Origin of the sequence: Petroclostridium sp. X23 (assembly GCF_030013905.1) — a bacterium.
In the GTDB taxonomy this organism is placed as follows: domain Bacteria; phylum Bacillota; class Clostridia; order SK-Y3; family SK-Y3; genus X23.
Genome location: NZ_CP124862.1, coordinates 2,281,279 through 2,300,234, shown reverse-complemented (window position 1 = coordinate 2,300,234; position 18,956 = coordinate 2,281,279). Strand labels below are relative to the sequence as shown.

Sequence of the window (18,956 nt, the reverse complement as noted above, 5' to 3'; positions counted from 1 at the left end):
TCAAATGAAAGAAATTTTTAATAAGGATATTACCTTGAAAGTTATTTCGGCCCTTATTGCGATTGTTCTATGGATATATGTGGTAGATATTCAAAATCCTGAGAAAGAAGTTACCCTTAAAGATATCCCGATTGAAATAACGGGAAATGAATTGGTCAGTGAAGCAGGTCTTTTCGTGCTTGGGGATGTGGCGGATAAAGTTACATTAAAAATTAAAGGAAAGACAAAAGCTTTGACTGGGGTTAGCGAACAAAGTTTTAGAGTTATCGCGGACTTAAGAGGACTAAACCGGACAGGAGAGCATTCTGTATCAGTACAGGTGGACCCGCTCATTGAAGGCATAACCATACTGGAAAAGAAACCTTATTATATAAACGTAAAGCTGGATAAAATGATGGAAATACAAAAGCCGGTGGAAATAGTACCGAAAGGTTCCGTGAAAGATCCATATATTGCTTTTGAACCTCAGGTAACGCCAAATATGGTTTCGCTTCGAGGACCTTCTTCTGTGATAAGTGCTGTGGATAGTCTAAAGGTTGAGATAGACCTAACCGGGCAAACTAAAGATGTGATTTCTACACAAAAATATGAAATATATAATAAAGCTAAGGAGAAAATAAATAGTACTCATGTATCAAGGGATGTAGACACTGTTCAGGTAGTGTACCCGATTATGAAATGGAAGGAAGTTCCGGTTGTTCCGCAATTGAACGGATCGGCTGCTGACAACTATGTGATTGCAAAAACAGAGATTGTTCCTAAAACCGTTAGAATAGCCGGGAAAAGTGAAGTGGTAGATGCGGCGTACCAGATACTTGCGGATCCGATTAATATCAATAAAAGTAATGAAGATTTAGACATAGATGTCCCATTGAAGATCCCTGATGGTCTGAAGTTGGTAGACCAAACCAATACAGTCAATGTGAAAGTTGATGTTGAAAGGCAGATATCCCGTACATTTGCAGTACAAAACATAAGAGTGGATAATGTACCTGAAGACTTAAGCTACAGGCTTGTTACCAAGCAGGTAGAGGTAACTGTAAAAGGAATGGAAAGTATTGTGAGTGCTTTGGAAAGAAAAAATATATTTGCTTCTATAGATATAAAAGACCTTAATGAGGGTCAGCATGAAGTGCCGTTAAATGTAAAGGTATACTCAGATGTCGAAGTAGTGGGGAGTCATACGGTTACCATTAAGCTATCCAAGCAGAAGAGTGATGGAGAATCCAAACCTGCGACGAATACAAACAATTCAGGGACAAATACACAGACGTCCGAAGGTCAAAACCCGAAGCAGCAGGGGGAGACGTCAACACCGGCAAAGCCTGGAAACACGAATTCGACGGAGGAATAATAGCATATGAGCCTACAAGTAAGCAATATAAGAATGACGCTGGATGAAGATATTAACTTGCTTAGAAAAAAGATATCAAAGAAATTAAGAGTTAAAGAAAGTGAAATCAAAAACCTTCGAATTATCAAAGAATCTATAGATGCTAGACGGAAAAGCAGAATTGAGTTTGCTTATTCGATATTAGTTGATTTATATAGTGATGAAAGCAAGGTGGAAAGAAAACTTTCGGATGGGAATGTTCGGCTGATTATACCGGAGCAGGAACCACCTATCCATTCCGGGGCGGAAATAATAAAAGGCAGACCCATTGTGGTTGGTACAGGACCGGCAGGATTATTTGCCGGTCTTATTTTGGCAGTAAACGGGTATAAGCCTCTATTATTGGAAAGAGGCGATGAGGTAGATGAGAGAAGCAGAAAAGTTCATCGGTTTTGGCAAACAAATCAGCTTGACCCCGAAAGCAACGTACAGTTCGGTGAAGGGGGAGCCGGTACTTTTTCAGATGGAAAATTAACTACAAGGATCAACGACAGAAGATGTGACAAGGTTTTGGAAGCTTTGGTGGAAGCGGGCGCTCCTGATGAAATAGGCTATAGAGGCAAACCTCATATTGGCACCGATTTATTAAAAGATGTTGTAAAAAACATCAGAAACCGAATTATATCACTAGGGGGTGAAGTCAGATTTCGATCAAAGCTGACAAGCATCAACTTTACCGGAACATCATCCATTAAGAGTGTAACCATTAATAATGAGGAAGAGATCATTAGCAATGTAGTGGTGCTGGCAATAGGCCACAGTGCAAGAGATACTTATGAAATGCTGTTGCAGCAAGGGATTGAAATCATCCAAAAGCCGTTTTCCATAGGCGTACGGATCGAACACCCTCAGAGGGTCATAGATATAGCGCAGTACGGGGATTACGCAGGACATCCGAGACTGAAAGCCGCAGACTATCAACTGGTTTATAAAAGTGCGGATAGGACATGCTATTCTTTTTGTATGTGTCCTGGCGGGGTAGTTGTAGCGGCAGCTTCGGAATATGATTCAATTGTTACCAACGGTATGAGTGAATTTGCGCGAGATCGGGACAATGCCAATAGTGCGTTGGTGGTTTCGGTGGGGCCGGGGGATTTTGGGAGCCGTCATCCGCTGGCTGGGGTAGAGTTCCAAAGGAAATGGGAGAGATTAGCTTTTGAGACAGGTCAGAATAGATATAGTGCTCCAGTGCAAAGGGTAGGGGATTTTTTAGAAGGTATACCGTCAAAACATATTGGTACTGTACAACCCAGCTACACCGGCAGTGTGATTCCATCAGACATTACGCGATGCTTGCCGGATTATGTAATCAAGACGATGAAAAAAGGTTTGCAATACTTTGATCAAAAGATAAAAGGATATGCGCAGCCGGATGTCATTATGACCGGTGTAGAGACAAGAACCTCGGCGCCTATCCGTATTAGCAGAAGTGAATCCGGTGAAGCGTTGAATATGCCGGGTTTATATCCTGCCGGAGAGGGTGCGGGATATGCGGGCGGAATTGTGAGCGCTGCAGTTGACGGTATAAGAGCGGCCGAACAAATCATAAAAAAATATGCACCAATTGAATAGCCACTGAGTAAAATGAATTGAGAATTGATAATTGAGAATGCCGTTTTGGGAAGCGTTTCATTTGTTTTAAAGTGTGAATTATCCGTTCTCAGTTGATGATTGAGGTGGTTTTAATGAAAATTGGGGTTGCATTATCCGGCGGCGGGATAAGAGGTGCTGCACACATTGGTGTTTTAAAGGCATTTGAAGAAGCCGGTATCCCTATCGATATGATATCAGGTACAAGTTCCGGCAGCATCATCGCTTCTTTGTATGCTTCCGGGTATACACCAGAGGAGATTGAAAAGATATTTATGAAGTTCGATACCAGCAGTGTTGCTGACCCTGATTGGAGCCAAGCAGTGCCTATTATGATAGATTTATTATTGTTTAAAAGAAGCAAAACCAGAGGGAAGCTAACGCTGGTAGACTTTGATTATTTGGCTTTCATCATTTTTATCTTTAACTGGATATTAAGACGCGAAGGAAGAATAGATGGATTTATTAAGGGAAATACGATTGAAGATACGGTAAGAAGGTGTTGCTGTGAAAAAAAAGTCTATACATTAAGAGATGCCAGAATTCCTTTGGCAATTCCTGCGGTAGATATCAACACAGCGCATACGGTGATGTTTGTATCAGATAAATCCCGGTTTAGAGATACTAGGAGTACCATATTTATAGATGATGCCGACATATGGGACGCTGTAAGGGCCAGTGCCGCGTTCCCTGTTGTATTTAAACCTAAAATATTTCGTGGTCGAAGGTTGGTGGATGGCGGAATCAGCGACAATGTTCCTACAAAGATATTAAGAAGCTTCGGAGCAGATAAAGTATTTGCTGTCAACTTGGGATATTCAGGACAAACAAGAGATGAGATTGATAATATCTTTGAAATTGCTGCCCAGTCCATTGATGTGATGGCGTATCATCTTTCAAAAACCAGGATGTCGGATGCGGATTATATTCTCAAGCCTGAGATCTATGATGTTAAGCTGTTGGAGACATCCAGAATCAAAGAATGTATACAGCGAGGGTATGATCAGACTAAAAAAGCAATGCCGGAGATTAGAAGAAGAATTTTAACAAACACTCGGTATTTAAATGTTCATTAGATATAAGGCAATATATGGGATAGAGTAACTTACTCAAAAAGTCTAATTCATCTCATTCCTAACCCAACAAATACTTTTTGAGAAGTTTAAGTCTATCCTTATGTGATTTTATCAAATTGGGAAATCATTACATTTTGTTTCTTTTCTTGTAAAATACAAGTTGAGACTTGAATAAAATATGGTATAATAGATGAAGATTGCGACAAACGTAATTGATCACTAAGGAATAAGAAGCATGCGTTATATGAAAGGGGTACATAGATGGGAAGATTATTCGGAACGGATGGGGTTAGAGGCATAGCAAACATTGAACTTACACCGGACTTGGCTTTTAAAGTTGGGCAGGCTGGTGCGTATGTATTAACGGAGGAAACGCATCATAAACCTAAAATATTGGTAGGAAAAGACACTAGAATTTCCGGAGACATGCTGGAAGCAGCATTGATTGCCGGAATATGTTCTGTTGGCGCTGAAGCGGTTTCTATTGGCGTAGTACCTACACCTGCGGTAGCTTATTTGACACGGTTATACAATGCCGATGCCGGGGTAGTCATATCGGCATCTCACAATCCTGTAGAATATAATGGCATTAAGTTTTTTAATAGCAAAGGATATAAGTTAAGTGATGCGATAGAAGAAAGAATAGAAGCTATTATTTTAGATAATGCGGAGAAAATTCCTGCGCCCAGTGGGGCAGAAGTGGGGCATAAGACCCAGAATGAAGATGCACTGGATGATTATATTAAATTCGTAAAGAGTACGATCGATTGTGATTTTGAAGGATTAAAGGTTGCTATTGATTGTGCAAACGGAGCCTCTTTTGTATCTGCACCCACCGCATTAATAGAGTTGAACGCACAAGTAAGTGCTATCCATAATGAACCGGACGGAACGAATATTAATAAGGACTGCGGCTCAACACATATGGAGCAGCTGCAAAAGTTTGTTGTAGAGTCCGGCGCAGATATAGGGCTGGCTTTTGATGGTGATGCAGATAGAGTGCTGGCAGTAGACGAAAAAGGCAACTTGGTAGATGGCGATCAAATTATGGCGATCTGCGCACTTCAGCTTATGGATCAAGATAAGCTAAAAGACAATACCTTGGTTGTTACTGTCATGAGTAATCTCGGATTATTCATCATGGCGAAGGAGAAAGGGTTAAATCTGGTACAGGCCAAAGTAGGGGACAGATATGTGCTGGAAGAAATGCTCAATAACGGTTATGAGCTTGGGGGAGAGCAATCAGGACATATCATCTTTTTAGAATATAATACAACAGGGGATGGACTGTTGACAGCGCTTCAACTACTGGCAGTCCTTAAAAAATCAGGCAAGAAAATGTCTGAATTGGCGTCGGTGATGCAAGTGTTACCACAAGTATTGGTGAATGCTAAAATTAGTAATGATAAGAAAAACAGCTATATGGAAGATGCAGTGATTGCGCAAGCCATCAAAGAACTTGAAGAAGACTTTGCGGGAAATGGAAGGGTGCTGATCAGGCCTTCCGGAACAGAACCATTGGTACGTGTCATGATAGAAGGAAAAGACAAAAATTATCTAAAGGAAAAAGCAGAACAGTTAGCGGAACTAATTGAGGAAAGACTGCAATGATTAGTGAATAACGAATAATGAATAGTGAATAGTGAATAACGAATAGTGAATAGTGAATAGTGAATAGTGAATAGTGAATAGTGAATAGTCCTTCCGCATACATATTTATTTTATAATGTGATGTACTATTTAAACCGTGCGATTTATAGTTGTACATTGATCTTAGAATTTAATATTTGGGTTTTAATAATTATTCACTATTCACTATTCACTATTAATTATTAACTGATTTTTGGGGGTGATTCCATTGGGATGAAAGCCGGGGACATTTCTTAAGAGTAGAAATGTGAATCCCTGTTAATAGAGTAATATAAAGCGCCTGAACTGCAGCGATGCAGTTGACGAGGATGAGGTTTATCGATTTTTCGGCGGATACCTCACGGTGTTACATACCACCGTTAAAGATCTTACAAACCCGTAAGCGATTGCGGACTAAAAAAGGTCGGGTATTAATTAAAATAAATATACCAGTGGAAGTGAGGAGTGTTTGGTAATGAACCTTTATTTGTGTTTTTTACTCCCCACTCCCCGCTCGCCGCTGCCAAATAATGGAGGTCTCGAACATGTGTGGAATAGTAGGATATATAGGTGATAAACAGGCGGCACCAATTTTAATAGAAGGTCTTAAGAAGCTCGAATATAGAGGGTATGATTCTGCCGGTGTAGCAATCTTTAACGATTGTAAAGTAAGTGTAGTAAAATCAAAAGGCAGGCTAAAAATATTAGAGGATAAATTAGAAGGTGGTAAGGTTTTACCGGGAACGCTGGGAATCGGCCATACAAGATGGGCTACTCATGGGGCACCATCCGATGTGAACTCCCATCCCCATACAAGCTCATCCGGTGATATTGCAATCGTTCACAATGGGATCATTGAAAACTACCTTAAACTAAGGGAATATCTTCAATCGAAGGGTTATACATTTGTTTCTGACACTGATACTGAAGTTGTAGCGCATTTGGCGGATTATTACTATAATGGTAATTTGATAGATACTATTATTAAAGTAATCAATAAGGTGGAAGGTTCCTATGCACTTGGAATAGTATGCAAGGATCATCCGGAGGAAATGGTTGCAGTAAGAAAGGATAGTCCGCTCATCGTAGGCTTAGGCAAGGATGAAAATTTTATTGCTTCTGATATTCCGGCAATCTTAGAACATACAAGGGATATTTATCTTTTGGAAGATAAAGAAGTAGTACTACTTAGAAAAGATGAAGTAAAGATTTTCAATATGAATAAGGAAGAGACAAAGAAAGAAGTATTTACTGTGAACTGGGATGTATCGGCTGCGGAAAAGGGCGGCTATGAGCATTTCATGATCAAAGAGATATTTGAACAGCCAAAAGTGATCAGGGATACTATTAATCCAAGATTGAAAGACGGAACTGTTGTATTGGACGATATCAAGCTTACCAAGGAAGATATGGACAATATTAGTAAAATATATATCGTAGCGTGCGGAACAGCTTCCCATGCCGGTATAGTAGGAAAAAATCTTATCGAGAAGCTGGTAAGAATTCCTGTTGAGGTAGATGTAGCTTCCGAATTCCGTTATAGAAATCCTATCATAGATGAAAAAACGATGGTTATTGTAATCAGTCAATCCGGTGAAACAGCAGATACACTAGCGGCCCTAAGAGAAGCAAAGAAGCGGGGAGCCAAAATAATGTCTGTTGTAAATGTGGTAGGAAGTTCTATTGCCAGAGAGTCAGACAATGTATTATATACATGGGCAGGTCCTGAAATCGCAGTTGCATCCACAAAAGCATATAGTACGCAGTTGACTGCAATGTATCTGATCGCGCTTTGCATGGCTCAGGTAAAAGGTACAATTTCAAAGGATGAACTTACAGCGATCATTGAGCAATTAAAGACTTTACCTGATAAGGTTGCAAGTATACTAAATGATAAAGAAACGATTCAATATTATGCTTCAAAATATTTTAATGCAAAGGATGTATTTTTCTTAGGCAGAGGACTGGACTATGCAGTAGCCATGGAAGGTTCATTAAAGCTGAAAGAAATATCCTATATTCACTCGGAAGCGTACGCTGCCGGTGAATTAAAGCATGGTACCATTGCATTGATTGAAGAAGGAACATTGGTGATCGCTCTTGCGACCCAAGACCATCTCTTTGATAAGATGCTAAGCAACATCAAAGAAGTAAAAGCCAGAGGGGCAGTTGTAATCGCACTTGCGCAGCAAGGCAATACACAGATAGAGCAAGAAGCGGATTATGTCTTATATTTGCCAGAGCTAGACCAGTTACTGGCTTCATCATTGACAGTTGTTCCATTGCAGTTGTTTGCTTACTATGTAACGGTTGCAAAAGGTTATGATGTGGATAAACCTAGAAATTTAGCAAAATCGGTTACTGTAGAATAAATGATGTAGGGATAGTAGTTGGTGGTGATCTTGTTTAATAAAGCCGTAAACTATTTAATATAGTTGTTTGTAAAGCTTACATGAAAGAGAAAGATTATGAACGGATTCCTTCATAATCTTTCTCTTTTTTTAGCTTCTTTATATTGTAAAAGATTAAGAAAAATCTATATTTAAAACTGCAAATTAGGGTCTATAAGTTAATACATATCAAAATGCTTAGAGAACGTTTTACATATACCTGGTGTAGTAGTAAAAATACCTCCAGATTCTGGCTTTTTATTAGTATAACTATGCCTAATATTGTTATAATAGGTATTTGTAAATAATTGCAAAGGTAGAGATATATGTTCCTCAGTAGCTTCAATAATACTAAATAATCCTTCTTCACTAGATGGTGCGAGACTTTCTTCATTTTCATAAATTGTTACGAAGGAATTGCCCGGAACACAAATACATAATGGTAATAAATTAGCATCATTTAAATTAAGTTGTCTTTGAATTTCCTGAAAGTCAAGTTTTTCGTAAAGTTTAATAAGATTAAAAGTTGTACTAAATGCAAATATTGCGGTAAATATCTTAGTATTATTGTATTTATATGCAATATTTGATATAGATTTTATATTTTCTAAAGCATCAATAAGTGTTCCTGAATATCTATAATTTCCATCAAAAGATTCTAATGGATATTTTTCAACACTACCGTTTTTAGGACAATTTTCTTTATACAAAGTTAGTGTACTTTTTATTTCGATAGCTGCATAAACTGAATTTGGCTTTACTATTGCAAAATTTTCAGTTTCAAAAAATGTTATATCTTTTTTATTATCATAAACAAGAAAGTCTACCTGTTTAGTTTGATCGTTAAAAATACTATCATCACTTGTTTCTTTATAATCACCAATAAATCCTGATTTTACAGATAGACCTAACGGAGTGAATTTACGCAAATATGATTTTAATAACTCTTCACGAAATGAGCCTATTGTACCTGGATGCTTAGTAAATAATGATACTTTTTTTGATTGTGATAATAAATTAGACTGTTCTATTTCATAAAATTCTTTAACACTCATTTTCTTCCCTTTCATAAGTTCTTTTTCTATATTATTATTTTACATACCTCTTGTATCCTTGAAATTCCATTTCGGTTATTCCTTAAATTTGATGACATTCTTAAACCAAGGTTCGCAAATACCGCTTATAAAAGCTCTCACTTTAATAAGCATTGTACAAATAATTCTTATTTTATCATAATAAAAAATTCTACTGAATTGTCCATAAATCCTTCTAGTTAGCTTCATTTTTCATCGCAAAATTCGACAAATTCTATACAATAGACAGGGGGACGGTTCGAAACCACTGATAAAGTCGGAATTTCTTGAGCAGAAGAAATCAGACTAGGGGACTGGTCTGCTGTCAGGCCTGATTTTTGGCCGGACTGCGGCCCTGTCCCCTTGTGTGATTTCTGACCAATTAAGCACTTTTTCAGTGATTTCGAACCGTCCCTATGTCTACAAAGTTTGCACTTGAAATAGTAACTCCAAATAAAGAAAAAAGTACTGGAGAATTTATAGAGTATGTCAATGAACATAATGATGATAACTGTCTTGAAATGCAGCCTCCTATAAAAAGAATATCCGACTAGGAACTGATAAGTTTAATAAAGAAAGAATTTAATATCGAAGCGATAAGAATTCAGAACTTACAGCCTGAAGAACAAATAAGAATTATTAAGAAGTTAAAAGAGTTAGATGGTACTACTTATCAACAGATATCCCGACTTACAGGGACTACAGTGTACAAAATATTTAAAGCATAGTCAAATGAATGAACTGTCCCTGCGTTTGACTAGGGATAGATTTTCACAGGTATGATTCGAGGCATTTCCAACTTTGGTCCACCGGTGGACCAAAGTCAAATCGCTTCTGGTTCCTTGGGCAGTGGGGATGTTTTTTAATAATTCACCGATCTTGACTTCAGCATCCAATACTGCTTCGGCTAGCATCTGACATTCTTCTTTTTTTTGATCCCTTACCGCCTGAGCCAATTTCAATTTTTCTATAGCTCTTATTTCTATTTTAAAATTATCCATCTGTTTTTTCTTCCATTTAACAATTGCCTACCTAAATAAGTTTATAATGAGCGAGTAAATCATTACATTATAAATCAAAATGCAATCAATAACTACTATACAATACGAATGATATATGGATGCGCAAACGCTGTAAGTGTATGCACATATTTACATAATATGAATAAGCGTATTATATTGTTACCATGAATAGTAACTCCTTGTCTTTTAGTACGGGATGAAAAAGGAGGATGAAAATTCAATGACGGCTCAAAATCACTGAAAAAGTGCGATTCGTGTGAAACAAATAAGAGTAAGTATCTAGATATACTTGCTTTATATAAAGAAAATCTGAGATATTAAAAATTAAGTCAGGTATGTGCGAGGATATAGCTTATATGGAAGACATGATTTAAATATAGAAAAAAAGTGAATAATTCAAGCTTGACCCCGAAGTACCCACATCCAGTTAATTTGATTAGTAACGAGATGCAGGAGATATCATCGGGAGCAGGAGATTTAACTAGGCAATTGCAATTTAGAAGCAAGGATGAGATAGGAATATTAACTCAAAATTTCAATAAATTTGTTTCTGATATTAGAAATATAGTGATATCTATTGCGTCGTCGTCATCAGTGCTTAATGAGTCTTTAGATTCTATTTCATTTATCAGCGAAGAATTAGCAAAATCAACAGAGATGATAGCAGTATCCGTTCAAGGGGTATCTTCGGGCAGTGATGAACAATCAGCTATGGTTAAAAATCTGAAAGACTTTATTGACACAATGAGTTGTCTAAAAAACTTAATGACATTGTATTGAAATCTAAAGTTTGATTAGAGTGATATAAGAATGGGCAAATATAAACTATTACACTTAGGACAAATTTTTTGGAGGTGCTTTTATGGGTTATAAAGTAAGTGAAAAAGTTACATGGGTTGGTAAAATAGATTGGGAGTTGACAAGATTTCATGGAAATGAGTATTCAACGCATAGAGGGTCGTCCTACAATTCTTATCTGATAAGAGATAAGAAAACGGTACTCATAGATACGGTATGGCAGCCTTTTGATAAAGAATTTATTGAAAACCTGAAAAAAGAGATAGACCTAGAGAAAATAGACTACATCATTGCAAATCATGCCGAGGTAGACCACAGCGGTGCATTGGAGGAACTAATGCGGGAAATACCCGACACACCTATTTATTGTACTAAAAACGGTGTAAAGTCACTAAAGGGGCACTACCATCAAGATTGGAATTTTGTTGAAGTAAAGACGGGAGATACTTTGGATATTGGGGAAAATAGATTAATATTCGTGGAAGCAAGGATGCTGCATTGGCCTGACAGTATGTTTACATATATGACGGGAGAAAACATACTGTTTAGTAACGATGCATTCGGGCAACATTATGCATCCGAATTGTTATTTAATGACTGCGTGGATTATGCAGAATTATACCAAGAAGCAATAAAATACTATGCAAATATATTAACGCCATTTAGTCCATTGGTAATGAAAAAGATTGAAGAAGTATTGAGTTTTAATTTGCCTGTCGATATGATTTGCCCAAGCCATGGTGTAATATGGCGTGAAAATCCTATTCAGATTGTAAATAAGTATCTGGAATGGGCTAATCATTATCAGGAAAATCAAATAACCCTTATCTACGATACCATGTGGGATGGTACAAGAAGAATGGCAGAAGCCATAGCCGAAGGCATAAAAGCCGCTGATGATAAAGTTGTGGTCAAACTGTACAATGTTTCTAAATCTGATAAGAACGATGTTATCACTGAAGTTTTTAAGTCTAAGGCATTCTTGGTAGGTTCGCCGACCATTAATAGGGGTATTTTGTTTTCAACGGCAGGAATACTTGAAATGATTAAAGGCCTTGGATTTAAGAATAAAAAGGCAGCGGGTTTCGGGTGTTACGGTTGGAGTGGAGAAAATGTAAAAATGATTACAGAGGAAATAAATAAAGCAGGAATTGCAATCGTGGATGAAGGTATAAGGGAAATGTGGAATCCTGATGAAGAAGCATTACAGCGCTGCAGGGAGTATGGTAGGAATTTTATAGAAAAACTATAACCGGGGAATATTCTCCGGTTTTTCATTCTATAAAGGATATCTATGGTAAAGGATAGAAATTTTGTTTCTATTAGGCGATGAAGAATTATGTGTTGATGAGATTGCTGAAAAGATGAAAGTCAGAGTATCAAATGTATCTCAACATTTATCCGTGATGGGTGAAAGAGGTGTAGTTGAGACAAGGAGGACAGGTATAACAGCAACGAGCCTGCTAGAAAACATTTTTGTTTAGCGGGCTCTAGTATTTTGGATAAAATAAACAGATCATAAGTGCTCAAAAGGAGTGGAATATTTACGTGTCAAAGTTTACGAATAATATCAAAATTACAGATGGTAATGGAGCGGGAATCATAATCGACTAAGCCGTCTTTTTTCATCTTATTTAGTTCCCGCGAAAGAGAAGTTCGTTGAATTCCTAACCTCTCAGCCAGTTCATTTTTTGTCAAGGGCAGTTTTATCACATGGCTTTTCTGAGAGTAGTATTCATAGTTTAAAAACTCAACAATGGACTCCCTGATAGACTTCATAGAAATAGATTTAATTTTGTTCGTCAAAATTGCAGTTTTGTCTGAGATGCAGGTCAAAAACTGTATTAAGAAATCTTGGCTATTTTGGCAAAGATGCAGTACAAAGTCTTTGTTAATATGCAGGATGTCAGCATTTGATTTTGCCAACACACTCATAGGATAATAAGGATGCTTTGAAAATAATAAGTTTCCTCCGATAGTATCACCGGTTCTAAACTCTGTTACAGTCAATACATTCCCTTTCTCATCAATCTTCTGAACAGTGACCTCACCTTTTAGGATAATATCCCAAGAAGTACATTTTTCGCTTTCAAAATGGATAATACTGCTCTTTTTATATTGTGAGATAATATATCGGTTATCTTTAAATAAGTCAAGCAATTCTTCCGTAGACAGTCTATCAAATAGTCCTGTTAGTTTTAAAATATCCAAGTAGTTTTTTATATCCAAAAATATCACCTTTTTTTAGAATTAGTTACCTTGGTAACTGTATGCTGCTGTGATTTATTATAATATAAAATCAACAATTTTTAAAGGAGGGATTTATCATGTTAGAGAAAAAATATGAGTACAGCATTACAAAAGAAAAGTTAGTCGAAAGGATTGTGGATGACGAAAATATTCATCTAAACCATATGGTTCTTACCAAAGGAACAAGTCTTCCGGAGCATTATTCCAATTCTAATGTGTATATGATAGTGATACGGGGGACAATGACTTTACAGTTAAATGAGCAGGGACCGCAGCAGTATGCCAAGGGCAACATTGTTAATATCTCATATAATACAAAGATGAATGTATATAATCAAGGTGATGAGGTACTGGAGTTCTTTGTAGTAAAATCACCCAACCCAAAGAACTATAAGGAGTGATGCGGGATGGATATATTTACTATATCTTTATGGGGAATAACAGGAACTGCGTTTGCCGTATCTCTTATTAAGAACAAGAAAAAGACAATTGATTCAATGAAAATGGCAAAAGGTATGATGAAGAACATGATTGGGCAAATTATAGGAATTTTATTTCTTATAGGATTGATTCTAACATTTATACCGCCTGAAGCCATAAAAAGTGTTTTAGGGAAATCGAATCTTTTTGTTTCCACTATTATCTCAGCATTAGCAGGAAGTGTTACTTTAATCCCGGCTTTCGTAGCCTTTCCGCTGGTAGGCTCTTTTGTGAATGTAGGCGCAAGCATTGTCCCTGCTGTTGCATTCTTAACAACGCTGACCATGGTAGGGGTTGTGACATTTCCTTTAGAAAAGCAGGAGTTTGGATTGAAATTTGCAGTCACTCGAAATGTCCTTAGTTTCATATTTGCAGTGCTCATTGCATTAATGATGGAGGTGATCATGTGAAGGTAATTGACATTGTAAAAAAGAATAAATTGCTAACGGGAGTATTTCTGGCATATGCTTTTCTGTTTATTGCAATGCCCGATAAAGCCTATTTATCCGTTAGCAACAGTATGTATTATATTATAGAAATGCTTGAAATTATGCCGGTTATTTTTATACTGACATCTATTATAGAAGCATGGGTTCCTAAAGAGATGATTATAAATGGGTTTGGAGAAAAAGCAGGAATAAAGGGAAGTATTTTCTCATTTCTGCTGGGCAGTTTTTCAGCCGGTCCTATCTATGCCGCATTTCCAATCTGCAAAATGCTTTTAAAGAAAGGTGCAAGTGTAAGTAATGTGGTTATTATCTTAAGTGCATGGGCGGTTATCAAAGTACCGATGCTTGCCAACGAAGCAAAGTTCTTAGGAGTACAGTTTATGGGAGTACGGTGGATATTAACGGTAATAGCCATATTAATAATGTCCTATCTTGTGGCGGCATTTGTTAAAAAAGAGAGTGTTCCCATGCTGCAAGAACAGGATTTGAATCAAATTACCTGTGTGGATATTAAAGAGCAGTATTGCATAGGATGCGGATTATGTGAAAAATTATTGCCTCAGCATTTTGAAATGGCAGACAAAAAAGCCAAATGGAAAGAATCTATACTTAGTCATGAGCAAATAGATAGAATTAAATCCATTATGAATAAATGCCCCGCTAAAGCCATTGGCTTCAGATAAATATGCAACTATAAATATTGGTAACTTCTGTTACCGATATTTTTTTGTATACAGACTATGATAGAAGTGAAAAAAATAAAACTTAAAAATATTTAAAGCATAGCCAAATGAATGAACCGTCCCCGTGTTTGTCACGAGTATCCTAAAGAAAAAACCTTGACAAAAAGTAAATGTTTATATAATATATGATTAAAGTTGAATATAATAATATAATAAGAAGGGATTTATTTGAATATGGTTGATATATTTAAAGCATTGGGTGATGATAACCGTATGCGTATTATAAACTTATTGATAAAGGAAGAGTTATGTGTATGTGAAATTGAAACAGTGCTCAATATAACACAATCCAATGTTTCAAGACATTTAATCAAATTGAAAAGTGCCGGCATTATTAGCAGTTGTAAAGAGGCACAATGGGTACATTATAAAGTAAGTCAAGATTTTCGAGAAAGACACGGATTGTTGTTGCAGCATATCGAAAATGAATTAAGAAAAGAACAACAGTGGAGACATGATAGTAAGAAGTTGGAAAAATACAAAAATAGTCCATATAATTGTGAGCATATACGACAAAATAAACAAGCAGTCATTGAATATTTGGAGAGAGAAAGGGAGGGCGTTTTAGTATGAATAGACAGGATGCAGTAAAAGAAACAAAAGGATTGGGCTTTTTTGAAAGATACTTAACATTATGGGTGGCTATTTGTATCATAGCAGGAGTGGTTATCGGCCAATTGATGCCGGCAATTCCCCAGACACTAAGTCAATTTGAGTATGCTCAAGTATCTATTCCTGTGGCAATTTTGATATGGTTAATGATCTATCCGATGATGCTGAAAATAGATTTTTCCAGTATAGTAGAGGCGACAAAAAAACCTAAAGGATTGACGGTAACCTGTGTAACGAACTGGCTCATCAAGCCTTTCACGATGTATTTAATTGCTGCATTTTTTCTAAAAGTGGTGTTCAAGCCATGGGTTGATGCTGATTTGGCAACTGATTATCTTGCGGGAGCGGTTTTGTTAGGAGCGGCACCTTGTACGGCAATGGTATTTGTATGGAGCCACTTGACCGATGGTGATCCTGCCTATACATTGGTGCAAGTTGCGGTAAATGACTTGATCTTATTAGTCGCATTTACACCCATTGTAGCATTTTTACTTGGTGTAAGTAATGTAACAGTTCCCTATGATACATTGTTTTTATCTGTAATATTATTCGTTGTTATTCCATTATTGGGAGGATACTTATCCCGAAAATATATTATCAAGCATAAAGGAATCGAGTATTTCCAAAATATCTTTCTTAAGAAGTTTAACAATATTACCATCATTGGGTTGCTTCTTACTTTAGTGATTATCTTTTCTTTCCAAGGAGAGATTATCTTAGGGAATCCGTTGCATATTGCACTCATTGCAATACCGCTCATTATCCAGACATTTTTTATCTTTTTTATTGCCTATGGGTGGGCAAAGGTATGGAAATTGCCTCATAATATTTCTGCACCGGCCGCTATGATTGGAGCGAGTAATTTCTTTGAATTGGCAGTAGCCGTAGCAATATCTTTATTTGGTCTGCAATCGGGGGCAGCCTTGGCCACAGTTGTAGGCGTATTGGTAGAAGTACCTGTTATGCTGGCATTGGTTAGAATTGCAAATAAGACAAAGCATTGGTTTAAATAAGTTGATGAAAGAGGTGTATAAACAAATGCAGAAGAAAGTAGCGTTTGTGTGTATTCATAATTCCTGCCGTTCTCAAATGGCGGAGGGATGGGCAAAGAAATTAGGAAGTGAAGTATTAGAAGCCTATTCTGCAGGAACAGAAAACTATCCCGAGGTTAAACCTTTAGCAGTGCAGGTAATGGAAGAAGCAGGGGTGGATATGAGTGAACATCGTCCCAAACTGTTAAGTGATATTCCTGCAGAAGTTGATATCCTTATTACGATGGGATGTAATGTAGAGTGCCCATTTGTGCCATGCAGCCACAGAGAAGACTGGGGACTGACTGACCCGTCAGGCGGACCAATTGAAGGTTTTAGGGAAACAAGAGATATTATTAAACAAAGGGTAGAAGAACTCATTCAAAGAGTAAAGAATAACGATATGTAATATATCATCTGAAAAATCAATATCTGATAGTAAAAAATCCTATAAAAGTATTGTCAGATGTTGGTTTTTTTATTCTAATTATATTGGTGGAAATATATTCATGCTGAATGTGAGATGCTGGAACATCGGTAGCAAAATTGAGCAGCGAGCATGGCATATCAGATGTAACCATTTAGGTTGGATTAAAAAGTTTTCTCCAGTCAACATTTCTAGCGACGAGGTCATGACTGCTAAGGAATATCAAGCTATGAAAAAACGCATTGCTCAACTTGAGAGGAAGATTTAAAATGATTTATTTTTCTTTTGCAAATATAAACAGTTAAATTTGCAAGATTAGTTACCAACTTTATTAAACAAGATCAAATGTTGTACACTTGTTGCATTGGTATTAAGCACGATAGCCGTTGTTGGTTTTCCTGTAGCTTTTGTAGCGAGTATTGTTATTGTAATATTATGGGTGCTGACTATATATTAAGTTTTAAAGTCAAAAATACGAACATATTATAAATTAGCTGCGATATTTTTAAAAATGTATTTTTGATGAAAGGTATAAATCGGTATGAAGAATACTAATATAAAAAAGCTTTTTAAAAGTCAGGTTACAGAAAATATTATTATTTTAATAGCTTCAATTGTACTAACATATTTACTTGTTTCATTATATTTTGTGAATCATTTTTTTTTTAATACAGTAATAAATGGAGCAGATGTTTCATTAAAAGCACGTGATGATGTATATGATATAATTAGAAGTTACACTAAAGGTTATGAGTTACAGTTAATTGAAAGAAACGGCGAAATAGAAAAAATAATAGGGCAAGATATAGGAATGCAATACAATGAAAAAAAGAGTGTTTCTAAAATTAATCAAATGCAAAATTCATTTAAATGGATAAGATCATTATTGAAGAAGCAAAAATACTATGTAAGCGATTTATTTGTTTATGATAAAGATAATTTAGAAAAAAAAATAAATGAATTACATTGTTTAAATACAGATATTATAGAACCCAAGAATGTAAGTTTTAAGTATTCAAATGGTTCATATAAAGCGATTGAAGAAATATATGGGAATAAGATATATAAAGATAGATTAAATGAAGTTATAGAAATGAGTATATTAGAAGGAGAAACAAAGTTAGATTTAAATAAAAATTTTTGTTACGACAACCCGAGGTATACTTTAAGTTCTGATAAGGCCCTTGAAACTAAGAATTTACTAAATAAATATGTATCAACAAAAATGACCTATATATTTGGACGTGAAAATGAAATATTAGATAAGAATATAATAAATGAATGGCTCGGTGTTGATGAAAAGTTAGAAGCAGTAATAAACGAAAAAGCAATTAAGCAATATGTCCGCGGATTGAGTAAAAAGTATGATACCGTTGGTATAGCAAGAAAAATCAAAACATCTACAGGTAAAATAGTAGAAGTTAAGGGCGGATTTTATGGATGGAAAATTAATTGTGATGCTGAAGCAAAAGCACTATTAGAAAATATAAAACTTGGCGAAGTACTTGAAAAAGAACCTATATATACTCAAAAAGCTTTATATAGGGATAAAGATGATATCGGCAATACTTATGTAGAAATTAATATAACAAGGCAGCATTTATGGTTTTATAAAGATGGAAAGCTTATAACTCAAGGGGCCATAGTAACAGGTAATCCCAATAAAGGGAACTCCACTAAGGTTGGAATCTATATGCTTAATTATAAAGAAAAAGGAGCAACTTTGAGAGGAGCAAATTATGAAGCTGAAGTAACTTATTGGATGCCTTTTAACGGAAATATAGGAATACATGATGCAAGCTGGAGGTATTCTTTTGGAAGAGAGATATATAAGAGAAATGGGACCCATGGATGCGTAAATACCCCATTATATTTAGCTAAAACAATTTTTGATAATATAGAAGACGGAACTCCTATTATTTGCTATGAAGAATAGAAATATAGTTAAAAAAGAACAGGATAGAAGTTGAAATGTTATAGAAAATAAATAGTT

The 18,956-nt window shown here is 36.2% G+C and carries 18 protein-coding genes; 15 read left to right on the top strand and 3 right to left on the bottom strand.

Annotation, left to right across the window (positions count from 1 at the left end):
• The first annotated feature begins 4 nt into the window (after nt 1–4).
• From QKW49_RS10955 to glmS, 5 genes are all read left to right on the top strand, one after another.
• Nucleotides 5–1,354 carry a CdaR family protein gene (locus tag QKW49_RS10955; protein WP_282867570.1) on the top strand — a complete coding sequence of 450 codons (1,350 nt, stop codon included), beginning with the start codon at nt 5–7 and terminating at the stop codon, nt 1,352–1,354.
• A gap of 6 nt (nt 1,355–1,360) precedes the next feature.
• Nucleotides 1,361–2,965: an FAD-dependent protein gene (locus QKW49_RS10950; RefSeq protein ID WP_282867569.1), complete on the top strand. Its 1,605-nt coding sequence runs from the start codon at nt 1,361–1,363 to the stop codon at nt 2,963–2,965.
• 113 nt (nt 2,966–3,078) lie between these two features.
• A complete protein-coding gene (locus QKW49_RS10945; protein ID WP_282867568.1) occupies nt 3,079–4,059 on the top strand; it encodes a patatin-like phospholipase family protein in 981 nt (326 codons plus the stop codon).
• Between the two features lie 261 nt (nt 4,060–4,320).
• Nucleotides 4,321–5,670 carry a phosphoglucosamine mutase gene (gene glmM / locus QKW49_RS10940; protein WP_282867567.1) on the top strand — a complete coding sequence of 450 codons (1,350 nt, stop codon included), beginning with the start codon at nt 4,321–4,323 and terminating at the stop codon, nt 5,668–5,670.
• A gap of 563 nt (nt 5,671–6,233) precedes the next feature.
• Nucleotides 6,234–8,060 (top strand): glutamine--fructose-6-phosphate transaminase (isomerizing), encoded by a 1,827-nt coding sequence (glmS, locus tag QKW49_RS10935; RefSeq protein WP_282867566.1) that lies wholly within the window; start codon nt 6,234–6,236, stop codon nt 8,058–8,060.
• Between the two features lie 197 nt (nt 8,061–8,257).
• Here the strand turns inward: glmS and QKW49_RS10930 are convergent, their stop codons facing one another.
• Nucleotides 8,258–9,133 carry a DUF6602 domain-containing protein gene (locus tag QKW49_RS10930; RefSeq protein ID WP_282867565.1) on the bottom strand — a complete coding sequence of 292 codons (876 nt, stop codon included), beginning with the start codon at nt 9,131–9,133 and terminating at the stop codon, nt 8,258–8,260.
• Nucleotides 9,134–9,879: 746 nt separating this feature from the next.
• A complete protein-coding gene (locus QKW49_RS10925; RefSeq protein ID WP_282867564.1) occupies nt 9,880–10,152 on the bottom strand; it encodes a hypothetical protein in 273 nt (90 codons plus the stop codon).
• Nucleotides 10,153–10,560: 408 nt separating this feature from the next.
• On the opposite strand from QKW49_RS10925, the gene QKW49_RS10920 reads away from it, so the two are divergent.
• The 3 genes from QKW49_RS10920 (at nt 10,561) to QKW49_RS10910 (ending at nt 12,455) form a co-directional block, all read left to right on the top strand.
• Complete coding sequence (locus tag QKW49_RS10920) at nt 10,561–10,953, top strand: methyl-accepting chemotaxis protein (protein ID WP_282867563.1); 393 nt, start codon at nt 10,561–10,563, stop codon at nt 10,951–10,953.
• Nucleotides 10,954–11,035: 82 nt separating this feature from the next.
• Nucleotides 11,036–12,223: an anaerobic nitric oxide reductase flavorubredoxin gene (locus QKW49_RS10915; protein WP_282867562.1), complete on the top strand. Its 1,188-nt coding sequence runs from the start codon at nt 11,036–11,038 to the stop codon at nt 12,221–12,223.
• 61 nt (nt 12,224–12,284) lie between these two features.
• The gene (locus QKW49_RS10910) at nt 12,285–12,455 is read left to right on the top strand and encodes an ArsR family transcriptional regulator (RefSeq protein WP_282867561.1); all 171 of its coding nucleotides are present in this window, start codon (nt 12,285–12,287) and stop codon (nt 12,453–12,455) included.
• A 67-nt stretch (nt 12,456–12,522) separates the two neighbouring features.
• On the opposite strand, the gene QKW49_RS10905 is transcribed toward QKW49_RS10910, so the two are convergent.
• Nucleotides 12,523–13,200 carry a Crp/Fnr family transcriptional regulator gene (locus tag QKW49_RS10905; protein ID WP_282867560.1) on the bottom strand — a complete coding sequence of 226 codons (678 nt, stop codon included), beginning with the start codon at nt 13,198–13,200 and terminating at the stop codon, nt 12,523–12,525.
• A 98-nt stretch (nt 13,201–13,298) separates the two neighbouring features.
• Between QKW49_RS10905 and QKW49_RS10900 the strand changes: the two genes are divergently transcribed.
• The 7 genes from QKW49_RS10900 (at nt 13,299) to QKW49_RS10870 (ending at nt 18,899) form a co-directional block, all read left to right on the top strand.
• Nucleotides 13,299–13,622 carry a cupin domain-containing protein gene (locus tag QKW49_RS10900; protein ID WP_282867559.1) on the top strand — a complete coding sequence of 108 codons (324 nt, stop codon included), beginning with the start codon at nt 13,299–13,301 and terminating at the stop codon, nt 13,620–13,622.
• Between the two features lie 6 nt (nt 13,623–13,628).
• Nucleotides 13,629–14,111: a permease gene (locus QKW49_RS10895; RefSeq protein ID WP_282867558.1), complete on the top strand. Its 483-nt coding sequence runs from the start codon at nt 13,629–13,631 to the stop codon at nt 14,109–14,111.
• Nucleotides 14,108–14,833: a permease gene (locus QKW49_RS10890; RefSeq protein ID WP_282867557.1), complete on the top strand. Its 726-nt coding sequence runs from the start codon at nt 14,108–14,110 to the stop codon at nt 14,831–14,833. Before QKW49_RS10895 ends, QKW49_RS10890 begins: the two co-directional genes overlap by 4 nt.
• A gap of 234 nt (nt 14,834–15,067) precedes the next feature.
• Nucleotides 15,068–15,466, top strand: coding sequence for a metalloregulator ArsR/SmtB family transcription factor (locus QKW49_RS10885; protein ID WP_282868119.1), 399 nt, complete (start codon nt 15,068–15,070; stop codon nt 15,464–15,466).
• Nucleotides 15,463–16,518 carry an ACR3 family arsenite efflux transporter gene (gene arsB / locus QKW49_RS10880; RefSeq protein WP_282867556.1) on the top strand — a complete coding sequence of 352 codons (1,056 nt, stop codon included), beginning with the start codon at nt 15,463–15,465 and terminating at the stop codon, nt 16,516–16,518. The genes QKW49_RS10885 and arsB overlap by 4 nt, the downstream gene beginning before the upstream one ends.
• 25 nt (nt 16,519–16,543) lie before the next feature.
• Entirely contained in the window at nt 16,544–16,945 is a 402-nt protein-coding gene (locus tag QKW49_RS10875; RefSeq protein WP_282867555.1) for an arsenate reductase ArsC, read from the top strand.
• 559 nt (nt 16,946–17,504) lie between these two features.
• Complete coding sequence (locus QKW49_RS10870) at nt 17,505–18,899, top strand: L,D-transpeptidase family protein (protein WP_282867554.1); 1,395 nt, start codon at nt 17,505–17,507, stop codon at nt 18,897–18,899.
• Nucleotides 18,900–18,956: the final 57 nt, after the last annotated feature.